13 protein-coding genes are annotated in these 14,619 nt (G+C 51.4%); 5 read left to right on the top strand and 8 right to left on the bottom strand.

Features of this window, described 5'->3' with window-relative positions:
* The first annotated feature begins 110 nt into the window (after positions 1-110).
* Together LPW40_RS07420 and LPW40_RS07415 are read left to right on the top strand one after the other, a co-directional pair.
* Positions 111-1,244 (top strand): 5-methyltetrahydropteroyltriglutamate--homocysteine S-methyltransferase, encoded by a 1,134-nt coding sequence (locus LPW40_RS07420; protein ID WP_230821596.1) that lies wholly within the window; start codon positions 111-113, stop codon positions 1,242-1,244.
* 187 nt (positions 1,245-1,431) lie between these two features.
* Positions 1,432-3,102 (top strand): glutathione ABC transporter substrate-binding protein, encoded by a 1,671-nt coding sequence (locus LPW40_RS07415; RefSeq protein ID WP_230821595.1) that lies wholly within the window; start codon positions 1,432-1,434, stop codon positions 3,100-3,102.
* A gap of 351 nt (positions 3,103-3,453) precedes the next feature.
* Here LPW40_RS07415 and mgtE read toward each other — a convergent pair whose 3' ends face one another.
* Positions 3,454-4,806 (bottom strand): magnesium transporter, encoded by a 1,353-nt coding sequence (gene mgtE / locus LPW40_RS07410; protein WP_230821594.1) that lies wholly within the window; start codon positions 4,804-4,806, stop codon positions 3,454-3,456.
* Positions 4,807-5,029: 223 nt separating this feature from the next.
* Here mgtE and LPW40_RS07405 point away from each other — a divergent pair, with 223 nt between their 5' ends.
* The 3 genes from LPW40_RS07405 to LPW40_RS07400 all read left to right on the top strand — a co-directional run bounded on the left by LPW40_RS07405 (position 5,030) and on the right by LPW40_RS07400 (position 7,113).
* A complete protein-coding gene (locus LPW40_RS07405) occupies positions 5,030-6,430 on the top strand; it encodes a YfcC family protein (RefSeq protein WP_230821593.1) in 1,401 nt (466 codons plus the stop codon).
* A gap of 52 nt (positions 6,431-6,482) precedes the next feature.
* Positions 6,483-6,611 carry a hypothetical protein gene (locus LPW40_RS13620; protein WP_269063301.1) on the top strand — a complete coding sequence of 43 codons (129 nt, stop codon included), beginning with the start codon at positions 6,483-6,485 and terminating at the stop codon, positions 6,609-6,611.
* A gap of 121 nt (positions 6,612-6,732) precedes the next feature.
* Positions 6,733-7,113 carry a VOC family protein gene (locus LPW40_RS07400; RefSeq protein ID WP_230821592.1) on the top strand — a complete coding sequence of 127 codons (381 nt, stop codon included), beginning with the start codon at positions 6,733-6,735 and terminating at the stop codon, positions 7,111-7,113.
* 75 nt (positions 7,114-7,188) lie between these two features.
* On the opposite strand, the gene LPW40_RS07395 is transcribed toward LPW40_RS07400, so the two are convergent.
* The 7 genes from LPW40_RS07395 to LPW40_RS07365 all read right to left on the bottom strand — a co-directional run bounded on the left by LPW40_RS07395 (position 7,189) and on the right by LPW40_RS07365 (position 14,601).
* Positions 7,189-8,478: a TRAP transporter large permease gene (locus tag LPW40_RS07395; RefSeq protein WP_230821591.1), complete on the bottom strand. Its 1,290-nt coding sequence runs from the start codon at positions 8,476-8,478 to the stop codon at positions 7,189-7,191.
* A complete protein-coding gene (locus LPW40_RS07390) occupies positions 8,475-8,975 on the bottom strand; it encodes a TRAP transporter small permease (RefSeq protein ID WP_230821590.1) in 501 nt (166 codons plus the stop codon). The genes LPW40_RS07395 and LPW40_RS07390 overlap by 4 nt, the downstream gene beginning before the upstream one ends.
* 28 nt (positions 8,976-9,003) lie before the next feature.
* Positions 9,004-10,014: a DctP family TRAP transporter solute-binding subunit gene (locus LPW40_RS07385; RefSeq protein WP_230821589.1), complete on the bottom strand. Its 1,011-nt coding sequence runs from the start codon at positions 10,012-10,014 to the stop codon at positions 9,004-9,006.
* Between the two features lie 29 nt (positions 10,015-10,043).
* The gene (locus LPW40_RS07380) at positions 10,044-11,654 is read right to left on the bottom strand and encodes a M20/M25/M40 family metallo-hydrolase (RefSeq protein WP_230821588.1); all 1,611 of its coding nucleotides are present in this window, start codon (positions 11,652-11,654) and stop codon (positions 10,044-10,046) included.
* Positions 11,638-12,321, bottom strand: coding sequence for a GntR family transcriptional regulator (locus LPW40_RS07375; protein WP_230821587.1), 684 nt, complete (start codon positions 12,319-12,321; stop codon positions 11,638-11,640). Before LPW40_RS07375 ends, LPW40_RS07380 begins: the two co-directional genes overlap by 17 nt.
* Positions 12,322-12,340: 19 nt before the next feature.
* Positions 12,341-13,492, bottom strand: coding sequence for an aminotransferase class I/II-fold pyridoxal phosphate-dependent enzyme (locus LPW40_RS07370; protein ID WP_269063278.1), 1,152 nt, complete (start codon positions 13,490-13,492; stop codon positions 12,341-12,343).
* A gap of 170 nt (positions 13,493-13,662) precedes the next feature.
* On the bottom strand, positions 13,663-14,601 hold the full coding sequence (locus LPW40_RS07365; protein ID WP_413775996.1) for an aldo/keto reductase: 939 nt from the start codon (positions 14,599-14,601) through the stop codon (positions 13,663-13,665).
* Between the last annotated feature and the right edge of the window lie 18 nt (positions 14,602-14,619).

Raw genomic sequence — 14,619 nt, 5'->3', positions numbered from 1 at the left:
CTTAAGATATAGCTTAAAGCTATAGCGAGACATGAATTTAAACTCTTATGCTATCTCTCAGGGGTGTGTTAACCTTGAGATACCAATAAACAATAGAGGAGTGGCCAGATATGACTGTGAAAAATATAAATGAACGAAAAACTGCACCTTACAGATTTGATAACGTGGGCAGCTTTTTGCGCCCGCTGCGATTGAAGGAAGCACGTGATGCATTCGCCAAAAACACGATTTCTGCAGAGGAACTGAAATCGGTTGAAGATGAAGCGATCGAAGAGCTGATCGAGAAGCAGAAGGAGATCGGCCTGAAGGCAATCACGGACGGGGAATTCCGCAGATCATGGTGGCATCTTGATTTCATGTGGGGCCTTGAAGGCATGGAGAAAGTGGAAGTCGATGAAGGCTACCAGTTCGCTGAAGTCGAAACGCGCGCAGAGTCCGCACGTCTGACGGGCAAGCTCGGCGGGTCGGGGCATCCGTTCATCGAGCATTTCAAATTCGTCAATCAGTTTGCGGATGATGAAGTCATCGCAAGACAGACGATTCCTGCACCGGCCCAGTTCCTGGCGGAGCTGCTCCGTCCGGACAACAGGGAAGCGACCGAGAAAATCTATCCGAATGAAGAAGAACTGCTCGAGGACATTGCGAAAGCCTATCAGACGTTTATTAAAGAATTGTATGACGCAGGCTGCCGCAACCTGCAGCTCGACGACTGCACGTGGGGCATGATCGTCGATGAGGACTACTGGAAGAACATGGCGGGCGACTTCACGGTTGAAAGCCTGAGCCGGAAATATGTGGGCGTGAACAACAAGGCAATCGAAGGCGCACCTGAAGACCTCGTGATCACCACGCACGTATGCCGCGGAAACTACCGTTCAACTTGGGCATCCTCCGGGGCGTATGACAAAGTTGCGGATATTCTTTTCGGCGAAGAAAACGTGGAAGGCTATTACCTTGAATTCGATACGGAGCGTGCCGGCGGATTCGAATCACTGTCAAAAGTGAGCGGCGATAAAGTGGTCGTGCTCGGCCTGATCTCTTCGAAAGTGCCGGAGCTTGAAGATAAGGAAGAAATCAAAGGCCGCATCGAGGAAGCGGCGAAGTATATCGATAAGGACAGACTGTGCATCAGCCCGCAGTGCGGATTCGCCTCCACTGAGGAAGGCAACAACCTGACTGAGCAGGAACAGTGGGCGAAGCTTGAACTCGTCAAGGAGATTGCAGACGAAGTCTGGGGTAAATAATGGAATAAAGAACGAAGGCCGCGCGAATGCGCGGCCTCTTTTTTTGTTGGTGGACGCTTGTGGCAAAACTTCTTGAAAAACTTTATTTCCCTGAATTACCGGAAATTCTCTGAAGATGATTGACTTCTTTCTAATTCATAGTGATAATATAGGATATAAAGCGTATTAAAAAGGTAGGGATTGAGAAATGAAGAGATTTTCAACAGTAACTTTGTTACTCGCGCTGTTTTTAATTCTTGGGGCCTGCTCTGATGATGGAAACATGGAGGAAGAAGCACAGGCAGAGGGAGCACAAGAAGAAACCGGGGATAGGTCCATTGAATTGTCATTACCATCAGACGCTGTTTCCGTTGACCCTCATGGAAGTAACGATACGCCATCTGAAAGAATCAGAGAACATATCTTTGAAGGACTTGTTAAACAGAATAATGAGTTTGAAATTATTCCTTCACTTGCAACTGAATGGGAGCAACTTGATGAGCTGACCTGGCAATTCACTTTGCAGGAAGGTGTGACTTTCCATGATGGGTCTGAGTTCAATGCAGAAGTCGTTAAAGCAAATTTTGATCGCCTGCTCGACCCGGGACGTGCTGCTTCACGCGCTCATGTTCTTGAAATGATTGAAGAGGTAACAGTGATTGATGATTACATAGTAGAAATAAAAACTGAATATCCGTTTCAGCCGCTTCTAAGTCATTTAAGTCACGGTGCAGGGGATATTATATCCAGGGAACAGATTAATGAAGATTACGAGTTTGCTTTGGAAGAAGCAGAAATCGATATTTCAGTGGAGGAGTATTATGAAATCCGAGCTGAGGGTGGAGAAGAATACCAGGAAATTGCAGAAGAAATCTCTCAGTTTGCAGGTAGTGTCGTGGAAGAACATCCAGTCGGCACAGGATATTTGGAGTTTGATGCACGTACGCCGGGCGAAAGCACTGTGCTTGTGAGAAATGACGAATACTGGAACGGACAAGTGAATATCGATCAGTTGATACTCAGGGTAGTACCGGAAACGGGTTCCCGTATCGCAGAGATTGAAACCAATGCAGCAGAGGTTATTGGTGATGTACCGCCAAGTGACAAGGAACGTCTGGAGTCGAACGAAGATACGGCACTTGTAGAAACTCAGACGGTGGCACTCGAATATATCGGGATGAATACGGAAAGTGAAATTCTCCAGGATAAAAGAGTTCGTCAGGCAATCACTCATGCATTCAATAAGGAAGCGGTTATTGAAGGGGTATACGATGATGCGGGAATTGAAGCCGTATCGCCGCTCGCCCCGGAAATATTTGGACATCATGAAGAATTGAAGTCTTTAGAGTATGATTTGGATGAAGCTCAAAGATTGCTTGAGGAAGCAGGCTATGGGGATGGTTTCGGTTTGAAAATGTATGTAAATGATGACAACCCGCAGCGTGTTGATACAGCAGTATGGCTTCAGGAATCTCTTCAGGAAATCGGTATTGATCTTGAAATTGTCCAGCTGGAGTGGGGTTCATTTTTGGACGCTCTCGGCAACCAGGAACATGATCTTTATATCATGAGTTGGGGGAATTCCACGGGAGACCCGGACAATGGCATCCGACCGGTTTTCCACTCAGACAGTAGTAATCCTGGTGCAAACTTCATGTACTTCAGCAATGATGAAGCAGATAGATTGATGGATGAGGGCAGACAGGAAGCAGATCTCGAGAAGCGTCAAGGAATATACGAACAAGTGCAGGAAATCCTTATTGAAGAAGCACCCGCAATCTTTATATTGCATCCGACAGATTATAATGCACATTTAGATCATATAAAAGATATTCGCATCAGTCCATACGGCGAATTCGATTTTAAAAATGTAAAATGATTAACCCCCCCATCTACTGGAGGCTGCGCGAATGCGCGGCCTCTTTTTTTGTTGGTGGACGCTTGCGGCATAAGTTACCTCCTGCAGCCCGAGTTATGTCGTTTCGAGGGCATTTGTGACATAAGTAAGGTACTGACAGGCAAGTTATGTCGTTTGGAAGGCATTTGCGGCATAAGTGGTACCTTGTCAGGCAAGTTATGTCGTTTAGAGGGCGTTTGTGACACAAGTAGTGCTCTGACAGCCAAGTTATGTCGTTTCGAGGGCATTTGCGGCATAACTCACAACCCGCCACCCAAGTTATACCGCAAACTCCCGCCAGGCCCAATAAAACCCCGCCTGCCGGGCGGAGTTTCAAATATAACTGAGCATCGTCGTGGCGATCGTGAAATAAATGAGCAGCCCCATGATGTCGTTGATCGTGGTGATGAAGGGGCCGGATGCGACCGCCGGGTCGATGTTCAGTTTTTTGATGATGAGCGGGATGACGGCGCCGACGACGGCGGAAACGCTCAGCGTCGCGACCAGTGTCAGCCCCACGATGACGGCGAAGATCATGCCGCCGTCGGGATAGAATATCGGGATGAGGATCATCAGTGCAACCGAGCATGCCAGCCCGATCAGGAATCCCGTCCCGAGTTCCCGCCATAGTGTCCGGAGTATCGTACCCGGGCCGATGTTGCCGAGCGCCAGGTTGCGGACGGCGACGGTGAGGGCCTGGGTGCCGGTGTTTCCGGCGGAATCCATGATCAGGGGAATAAACGCCGACAACAGCACGACGGCTTCCAGCGTCTCTTCGAATGCCCCGATGATATTTGCCGTGATCATGCCGAGAAGCATCAGGACAAGAATCCACGGACCGCGCTTTTTTGCGGACTGGAAGATGGTGAGTTTATGGTCCATCGCGCCCCTTGTCGTACCAAGTTCCCCGAAATCCTCCTCGATTTCAATATGTACGACATCGAGGATATCATCCACCGTGACGATGCCCGCAAGCAGTCCGTATTCCGTGACAACGGGCAGGGCGCTCAAGTTGTACTTCTGTATCACTTTGGCGACATCCTCCTGGTCGTCGTCCACTTTCACCGAAATGACGTTGGTCCGCATGAGTGACCCAATTTCATCGTCTTCACCGGCCATGAGCATGTCCCTCAATGAAGCGACGCCTTTTAAACGGTGGGCCTCATCAATGATGTACACATAATAGATGGTCTCGGCGTGTGAGGCTTCCGCCCTGAGTTGCTCGATGACCGCGCCGACGGTTTCATGTTCCCCTGCGGTGATATACTCTTTGGTCATGATCGTCCCGGCGCTGTCCTCCGTATAGTTGAGGAGCTCCCTCACTTCTTCGCTGCCCTCCCGGGACATGAGGGATATGACCCTCTCCCGGTAACCAGGTGTCTGTTCCTCGAGGAAATCGGCGACATTATCGGCATACATGGCATCGAACATGTGCGCGATGTACTCGTCATCCATATCTTCGACGGCGACTTCCTGATGTTCCAAGTCGAGTGCCTGGAAGACGGCGGAAAACTCCTTCGGGGACAGGAACTCCTGGATCTGGCGGTGGTCACGGGCATCCAGATCCAGATATATGGCGGCCTGGTCCATCGGATGCAGGTTCAGGAATACATCCCTGAAAGCCGGGCCGTCCTTTTTCTCCAGTGCCATTTCAATCTCATGATGATAACTGATGATTCGCTCCATTAAGAATCCTCCCTCTCTTCGCCCACCCCTCTATCTAATGTTACCCTTTACGTCAATAAATATATCCCTTCATCATATAAAAATTAAATTTCCCATTTTTATAAATTTACACGAATTTTTAAATCAAAAGTTGAAATGACCTCCCATTTACCGGAAACTTGTGTAATAATAGCTTTTATGTGAGTTGTTTTAATTTTTAAAATATTGATTGGAGGTTTTAAAATTGGCAAAAAGTACGACTAAACGCAAATTTGAGATGCCGCATATCTACGTCATCCTCTTCATCCTCATCACCCTGGGCGCCATCGCATCATACATAGTCCCGGCGGGGGAGTTCGACCGTGAGGAAGTGGACGGGCGCTCCGTCATCATCCCGAACACCTTTGAATACATACAACAGAGCCCGGTCGGGATATTCGAATTCATGACGGCCATCCCGCGCGGTGTGGAGCAGACGGTCATCATCATCTTCGGTATCATGGCCATCGGTGCAATGTTCCGGGTCATTGAAAAAGCGGGGGTCATCGATCTGATCATCAACTTCCTGATCAAGCAGTTCGGGGATAAAGGTCTCCTGATCATCCCGACGATCATTGTGCCCCTTGCCCTTTTCGTGGCATTGACGGGCAACATAGAATCATCGCTGATTTTCCTGCCTGCCCTGCTGCCTTTATTCCTGCGGCTCGGTTTTGACAGGATGGCGGCGACCGCGACGGTGCTGATCGCGACCGTCGTCGGTTTCTCGGTGGCGCTGACGGCGCCGGCGAACCTTGGAACAGCCCAGACGATTGCGGAGCTTCCGCTGTTCTCGGGTATGGGTTACCGTGCAATTGTATTGCTTGTGATGACGATCATCGGTATACTGTTCGTCACCTACTACATCAAACGTGTACAGAAAGATCCCAGCAAATCTCTGATCACGGATGATGTGGACGATTCGCAGTTCACCGAAAAGGACGACGACATCAGGGAAGTCAGCACGCGCACGGTCGTTGCGACATGGGTGTTCATCGCGGCGCTCGGCTTCATGCTGTTCGGCATCTTCCAGTACCAGTGGTACTTCATCGAACTTGCCGGCTTCTACATCATGACGGGGCTGATCGTCGGCCTCATCGGAGGGCTCGGACCTTCAAAAATTGCCGAAGCGATGAATGAAGGCATCAGGAACATCCTTCTCGGCGCCCTGATCGTCGGGGTCGCCCGTGCGGTTTCCGTGGTGCTCGAGGACGGTTCCATCATGGACACCGTCGTCCACGGACTGAGCCTCGTCATTACGTTCCTGCCGGACTGGCTTGTGCCGGTCGCCATGATGATCGTACAGGGCCTCCTGAACTTCCTGATCCCTTCAGGAAGCGGACAGGCGGCTGCGACCATGCCGATCATGGTCGGGCTCGTGGATCTTGCGGAAATGACGAGACAGACCGCGGTGCTTGCCTTCCAGTTCGGTGACGGCTTCTCAAACATCTTCTATCCGACATCCGGATACTTCATGGCGGCACTTGCGATCGCACAGATCAAGTATACGGACTGGCTGAAGTTCATCTGGCCGTTGCTTCTGCTGTGGTACGGGGCAGCGGCGGTGTTCCTGGTCATTGCGTTCTTCATTGACTACGGCCCGTTCTAAATCATGAATGAAAGGGTGCATGAACATGAGATGCGGCACCAAATGCTTTATCGTGACGATGGAAAAAGACGGCGGGAAAGAGACTTATGAAATCCCAGCACGCAGTTCTGCCGATGCCAGGAAAATCAGCCGCCGGCGTCACGGTGAAGATGTAATCATCCATTCTGTCCAGAAAAAATGAATATACGGAGCAGCTCCCTGCCATGCCGGCGGGGAGCTGTTTTTTATTATTTAAATTTGTGTAATAGTAAACTGATACTTATAATTGAATTGTAAGGCAGTACTTAGGAGGGGGAGTTTGTATGATAGACGGTTTGGAAAGTGTCATGCTGTATGTGGATAATCAGGACCAGTCCGTGGCGTTTTGGACGAAGGACCTCGGGTTCGTCATCAGATCGGAGGATCTCATCTACGATGATTATAAATCGGTCGAAGTGGCACCGAGCCTGAATTCAGAGACGAGTATCGTGATCTTCGACAAGGAATTCATAAGGGAAACCGGCCATGAAGTGAATCTCGATACCCCTTCATTGATGTTCCGAGTGAAAGATCTGGATGCGCTGTATGCCGATTTGAACAATAAAGGCATCCGGTGCGGGGAGATCGTCAAAACCCCGGACGGGCGCGTCTTCAATTTTTCGGATGATGAGGATAACTACTTTGCGGTGAAGGAAGCCGGATAAGAAGCAGGGAATTGAATATATAAAAAATCAGCAGGGAGTGGATATCCACTACCTGCTGATTCAGTTTGCCGACGCTTATTCCGCCAGGTTCGGCAGGAACATCGAGATTGCCGGCACGAATGCGAGTATGAGCAGGCATAAAATCATCACTGCAACGAAAGGCAGCACGCCGACGGCGACCTGTTCGAACTTGACCTTGCCGACGCTTGAAGCAACGAACAGGTTCACCCCGAGCGGCGGTGTGACGAAGCCGATCGCAAGTGCCACGACAAGGACCACACCGAAGTGGACCGGGTCGATGCCGACGGATGTGACGACGGGCAGCAGTATCGGCGTCAGGATGATCAGTGCAGAAATCGTATCGATGAACATGCCGACGATCAGCAGAAGTATGACGATCAAAGTCAGTATGAAAATCGGATTTGATGTGAGCGCCATCAAGTTCTCTGCGATCATATTCGGTATCTGTTCAAGCGTCATGAAGAAGGCGAACGACACCGAGAAGCTGATGATGATCATCGTCGTCACGTTGATGATGATCGTCTCCATGAAAGCATCATACAACGCTTTCCAGTCGAGTTCCTTATAGATGAATACACCGACGATGACCGCATAGACCACCGCGGTCACCGCAGCCTCGGTAGGCGAGAAGATGCCGCCGTATATACCGCCGAGGATGATGACGGGGACGAGCAGCGCCCATTTGGCTTCCCACGTCGCCTTCAGCACATCTTTAAAGACGAACTTTTCCGCACCTTCCTGCGGCTTGTAGTCACGCTTCTTCGAGATCAGGTAGGCTGTGATCAAGAGTGCAGTGCCGATCAGCAGCCCCGGCAGTATGCCGGCCAGAAACATCGCACCGACCGAGACGCTCCCGACCGCGCCGTAGACGACGAAGGGGATCGAAGGCGGCAGTATGACACCGATGGATCCGGCTGCAGCAGGCACCGCGGCAGAGAAGCCCACATGATATTTATTGGCGATCATCGCCGGGATCATGAAGCTTCCGATGGCGGCGACGGTGGCCGGACCGGACCCTGCGATCGCGGCAAAGAACATGCATGCAACGATCGTCACAAGCGACAGCCCGCCTGTGACCCAGCCAACGAGTGCGGTCGCAAGGTCAAGCAAGCGTCTCGATATCCCGCCCCTTCCCATCAGCACCCCTGCAAGGATGAAGAATGGGATTGCGAGCAGCGAGAAGGAGTCGAGGGACGTGAATGCTTTCTGCGCAATCAGGTTGATCGGCAGATCCGTGCCGAACCATATCGCAACGAGTGCCGAGACACCCAGTGAAATCGCAATCGGGACCCCGATCAAAAAGCAGACGATCAGAACGCCGAACAGTATGAGCATTATATTCATAGAGGTGCCTCCTTTTCCTCTTCTTTGATGTTGGAGTAATCCCGGCGTAAAATATCAACGAACTGCTGGATGAGGCGGACAGTCATGCTGACGGCCCCGAGCGGCACTGCGAGATAGACGATCCAGATGGGTATCTGCGACGCAGGCGAGACCTGTTCATACTGGAATGAGGCCATCACGAGCTGGGTGCCGAAGATTGCGACGAGGACGACGAATAAAAACCAGATGACCGTCGCTGCGATGTCCATCACTTTCCGCGGTGTGCCGTTGAACATCCCGACGAAGGCGGTGACACGGATATGCTCGCGTATTTTGACTGCATATCCTGCACCGATCCAAACCTGGAATATATGGATGTATCTTGCGAATTCCTCCGTCCAGCTCGGTGCACTCTGGAAGACGTAGCGGCCGACGACCTGGCCGAAAATCAGGGCGACCATGAGCACCAGCGTGGCGATCAGGAAACCTTCTTCAAACCTGTGAAATATTCTTTTCATATTCAGACCCCCTCATTTAATGACAGATTCACTCTGCTTCCTCAATTGCTGCTTCCAAATCTTCAAACAGTTCAGGGCCGAGGATGTCCCGGTATTTCTCATAGACAGGTTCCGCCCTGTCCCTGAATGCCTGTTTTTCTTCATCTGTCAAATCGTTGACCTGGAGGCCGGCTTCCTTCATTTCCTCAAGGTACTCGACGCTCTGTTCCTGTTCGAGGATCCGCTGTTCCTCCCTGAACATTTCAGCGGCGTCCATAAGGATTCCCTGATGTTCTTCTTCAAGTGATTGGAAGAAATCGTCGTTCATCAGCAAGGCGATCGGCATGTAGACATGTGAAGTGAATGACATATATTCCTGAACTTCGAAAAGCCTGCTCGTGTACATCAGAGCGATCGGCGCCTCCATGGCATCGTAGGAGCCCTGCTGGAGGGAGGAGTACATCTCGCCGAAAGCGAACGGTGAGGCGTTCGCACCGAAGGCGTTGAAGAAGTCTGTATGTACCGGACTCTCAAGTGTCCTCAGCTTCTGGCCCTCGATATCCTCCGGCGTGTAGACCGGACGGACGTTGTTGGTGATGTGGCGGAATCCATTCTCGCCGTAGACCAGGCCTTTGATGTTGACCGCCTCCAGGCTGTCGAGCAGATCCTGTCCGAACGGACCATCCAGGACGGAATAGGCCTGTTCCTCATCTTCGAACAGGTACGGCAGGTCCAGGATCATGAAGTCCTGATGGAAGCCTGAAAGGCTGGCGAGTGCCGGGACGGTCATCTCGACGTTGCCGAGCTGTACCGCTTCTATCGCTTCCCTGTCGGAAGGAAATAAAGACCCCGCCGGATAAATCTCGACCCGCAGCTCCCCGCCGGATTCCTCCTCGACCTGTTCCTGAAATGCTTCCAGCAGGATATGGGAAGACTGGGTCGGATTGACCAGGTGTGCGATGCGGATCGTCGTCTGACCGGTCTGTTCGTCTATATTGGGCCTGCCGCAGGCGGATAACACCAATACAGCGATCAGCATGATGAAGCTCAAATTCCTCATATAAAAAACCTCCCTTTTTCTGTCGGTGCTCAATGTATATAACTTTTGACCAGTTCCCTCAAAACATCCGGGGTGTGGATGAATGCACTGTCCTTATGCAGCCGCTCCGTCATCTTGTGGGCATCCTTGCCGTAGGGCCCGACATTCAGGACGGGTGCCTGCAGATTCTGCATCGCCTTGAATGGAATCGTATAAGGTTCACCCCAGACGGGCAAGTTCTCTTTGAACGACATCCATCCTGCGTCACTTCCGGTGTAATTGACATAACTCAAATCCGAGATGCCGTTGAAATAGTGTATCTGCTTCGCATCCACACCGTGCCTGGACGCGAAAATCTCCTGTATGTCCTTTATTTTCCCTTGCAATGCCGGGTCGTCCGAAGCATTGACGGCAGGGTAGTAGGAAGGGGCGAGGAACAGCACAGTTGCCGGCACCAGCTCTTTCGCATAACCCATCAGCCGGTCGACGACTTCGACCGCTTTTTCACGGATGTTGAGTGTCTCATCATTGAATATACTGCGGGTGATCAGGTCATACTGTTCCTGCCCGGATTTTGAGATGACATGCTCTCTGAGTTCATGGAAGGTCAACGTATTGATGCGGGGAAGCGGCTCTGCATCAAGCTGTCTGCAGCGGGCGGTGTAATCCGCATAGCACTGCGCCATCGCCTGTTCTGCAACACCCTGGTAAATTTCCATCACTTCGCTCGGACTGTGCTCCAGGGTGAAGACGTTGTATAACGCATAGGAATGGTGGGAGGTCTGGGTGGAATAATCTTCCTTCAAGTCGTTCTGCTGCAGGCAGACGGGCGGGGGCGTGGCCTCGCCGTACTTCTCTTCATGGAAAGCGGGGTTGAACTCCATCTCCTTCGTCAAATAAGCGCTCATGAAATGGCTCGTGATGCCGTGCAGCGGTTCGCCCGCATGTGTGCCGACCCCGTAAAATAAGGCAGACGGCATGATCTTGCCGATGCTGCCCGAGTAGATGTAGTAATTGGTGTCCCCGGTATGCCTGCTGAATGATGCTTCTGCGTTCAGCACCAGTTTTAAATCCAGTTCTTCATAATCTTTCAATTCGGATAAGTATTTCACAGCCGCACGCATCCCGTCCGAGTTCACTTCCTCATCGGGGGTGGTGACAAGTATCAGGTTCAGCGGCCATTCCTCTTCGCTTGCGAGTTCCAGTAAGCTCATATGCAGAACAAGACCCATCTTCATATCCATCGTACCGCGGCCGAATATGTATTCACCCGACTCGATGTCTTTTTGGACTGCCGCATTGAAACTGTCCTTCCTCTCCTTGAACGCTTCCGTCAATGCCTCGATGTCAAAGGCGGTATCTTCAAGATCGCCGAATTCCTTGGTATGTACGACATCAAAATGGCTGATCAGGATGATGGTGTCTTTCACATCACCCGGACTGTAATGGGCGACAAGGGCGTTCCGCCCGGCCCCGGCATCAACCAGTCGCAGGCGGTGCCCATTCTGTTTGAAATAGGGTAGGGAGGACAGTTTCTCCTTCACGAAATGGGGGAAGCCGATCTCCCCCTCGGTGCCGGACCTGCTGTCGAAACTGACCAATCGGCCGAGCAGTGTATATAATTGTTCAGGCGTCTGCCATTGTTCATTTGAAGCTGTCATCGTCATCCCTCTTGTCGTCATAAAATTTAAGGAAACGTGCTTCGACGTTGTCCAGGTGCCGGGTCATCGCTTCTTTGGCCGAAGGCAGGTCCCGGGCCTCCAAAGCGCTTAAAATCGCCCGATGTTCGGCAAAGGCGCTTTCCAGGCTCGGTTCAATCGTATTGGAGAGCGTCAAAAACGCCCTCGATACGCCCGTGCCGAGCCTGCGCACCATTTCATAAAATAAATGATTGGGGTTCGCTTCGGTGAGCAGTATATGAAACGTGCTGTCGAGCTCCAGATAAAGCTGATGATCCCCGTGATCCATCGCCTCCTGCTGATGTCTTAAGTTGTCTCTGAGCTTCTCCATGGTTTCATCATCGAGTTTTTCGATGATCCGCTCGAGATTTTTGACTTCAAGAATACGGCGCATATCGATATGGTCGAGGGAGTCCGCCTTTGAAAAGCCGGCGACCGTCGCCGGCTTGCCCGCACTCACAGTGACCAGGCCTTCATTCTCCAGTTTTTTCAGTGCATCCCGGAGCGGTGTCCGGCTGATGCCGAGCTGGGCCGATATCTTCTCCTCCGGAAGCGGATCGCCGACCTGCAGCCGGCCTGTCGCAATCTCTTCTTTCAATATATTGAATGCCTGTTCGGCCAGAGAGACTTTCGTCTTTACAGTTTTCATGACTTCGCCTCCAGATTCATTAAAGTGCGTTGATAAACCTCTCGATGCGCTTCAGCCCTTCGTTGATGTTCTCGATTGAAGTGGCATAGGAGATCCGGATGAAACCTTCCCCGAACTCCGTGAAGCCGCTGCCGGGAACGACCGCAACGTGTTCCTTCTCAAGCAGTTGATCCGCAAAATCAAACGAAGTCATGTTGAACTTCTCTATCGAAGGGAAGACGTAGAACGCACCCTGCGGCACTTTCGTTTCAAAGCCGAGGGCCGTCAGCCTTTCGATGATCATATCACGCCTTTCCCGGTAGACGGCGGCCATTTCATGCGGGCTGTGGCGGCTGTTGTCCAGCGCCTCGATAGCTGCATATTGGCTCGGCAGCGAAGCGCAGATCGTATCGTACAGATGCACTTTCAAAACATACGGCATCAAAGCGGCGGGCCCGAGGACGTAGCCGAGCCGCCATCCCGTCATCGAATGTGATTTAGAGAGTCCATGGATGAGGAACAGCTTGTCACGGAGCTCCGGATACTCCGAAAATGAAGTATGCTTCGCATCGTAAGTGATCTCACTGTAGATCTCGTCCGCGATGACGAAGATGTCATGGCCTGCAAGCTCCTCGACGAGCGGTGCCATCTCTTCTTCGGATAACACTTTGCCCGTCGGGTTGGACGGGAAGTTGAGGAGGACGGCCTTCGTCTTATCGGTCATCATGCTTCTCAGCTGTGCCGGGTCCGGCACGAAGTCAGTATCCGACGTATCCATATATTTCACGCTTGCCCCGAGCAGGTCGACGAGCGGTTCGTAGGCCGAGTAGCACGGTGCAGGGATGATGACTTCATCGCCTTCGTTCAGGATGGTTTCGAAAACGGATCTGATCCCTTCACTTGCACCCGTCGTCACGACGACTTCATCCTCGGGGTCATATTTGACGCCATAGACATCCTTGAAGAAGTTTGATATGCTCTCCCTTAATTCAAACAGACCCGCATTATGTGAATAACCGGTCCGGTTGTTTTCAATCGCCTTGATGGCTGCCTGCTTTACGGTATAGGGCGTCGGGAGATCCGGCTCCCCGATGGTGAAGTTGATGCCGTCCCTGAATGCGGAAACCCTGTTCGAGAATTGACGTGTGCCGGGGATTTCGAGCGCCGTCACTCTTTGATTTATATTATCCAAAATGTTCGACCACCTTTTGTATACTGTATACGAGAATGATAATATAACGGTCGAACATTGTAAAGATTGGGAGAGTTTAGATAATTTCAAGGATAATGGCAGAAATATTGGAGATGAACGCAAAACGGGAATGGCGCCGGTGTCCGGTCCATTCCCATTTGTTTTATATATCAGCTGAAAATTTCATCGATCCTCTGAATATCCTCATCCTTCAGTTCAATGTCAGCAGCCCGCATGTTCTCCTTGATCTGGGCGCCTCTTTTGGCCCCCGGGATGATGACGCCGACGGACGGGCGTGTCAGATAGAACGCAAGTACAATCTGGGCCACGTCTTCCTCATACTTTGCCGCAACTTCTTTCAGCTGTTCCACCTTCTCGAGGTTCTCCCTGAACTGATCTTCCTGGTAGAAGGGCAGCTTTGAACGCAGATCATCAAACTTGGAGTCTGCATCATACTTACCTGCAAGCAGCCCGGCCGCCAGCGGATAGAACGGGATGAAGGTGATGTGATTTTCCTTGCAGTATTCGAACATGCCGTTCTCGGCTTCGCGGTTAAGTAAATTGTACTCATTCTGGATGACGTCGACATGGCCATCCTTATTCGCCTGCTTCAGCTGTTCAAGTGTGAAATTGGACACCCCGATGGCACGGATCTTACCCGCATCCTTCGCTTCCTTCAATGCACCGACCGCTTCATCAAAAGGCGTCTTCTCCTCCGGATCAGGATGGTGGATGTAGAACAGGTCGATATAATCGAGCTGCATGCGCTGGAGCGACTCATCCACTTTCTGCTTCAGGAACTCCGGACTGTTGTCGATGACCTTCCCGCCGTTCCCATCATCACGGCGTTCGGCTTTCGTCGCCACGACGACCTTGTCCCTCTGATACTCCTTCAATACTTCACCGACCAGCTCCTCCGAGCGGTGGGGCCCGTACGACTGCGCCGTATCAAGCATTGTCACGCCGTTATCAAGTGCATCGCGCACCGTCTGCTTGCCCGCTTCTTCATCCACGTTCTTATACAAGTTGTGTCCACCTACAAAGTTTGTCCCGAGTGCGATAGGGTGAACGTAAATACCTGACTTCCCAAGTCCTGCAAGTTGTGCCAAATGAATACCCCTTTCTGA

Source organism: Salinicoccus halitifaciens (genome assembly GCF_021026095.1).
Lineage (GTDB): Bacteria > Bacillota > Bacilli > Staphylococcales > Salinicoccaceae > Lacicoccus > Lacicoccus halitifaciens.
The sequence above is the reverse complement of the archived record's forward strand: the minus strand, read 5'-3'. Positions and strand labels throughout refer to the sequence as shown.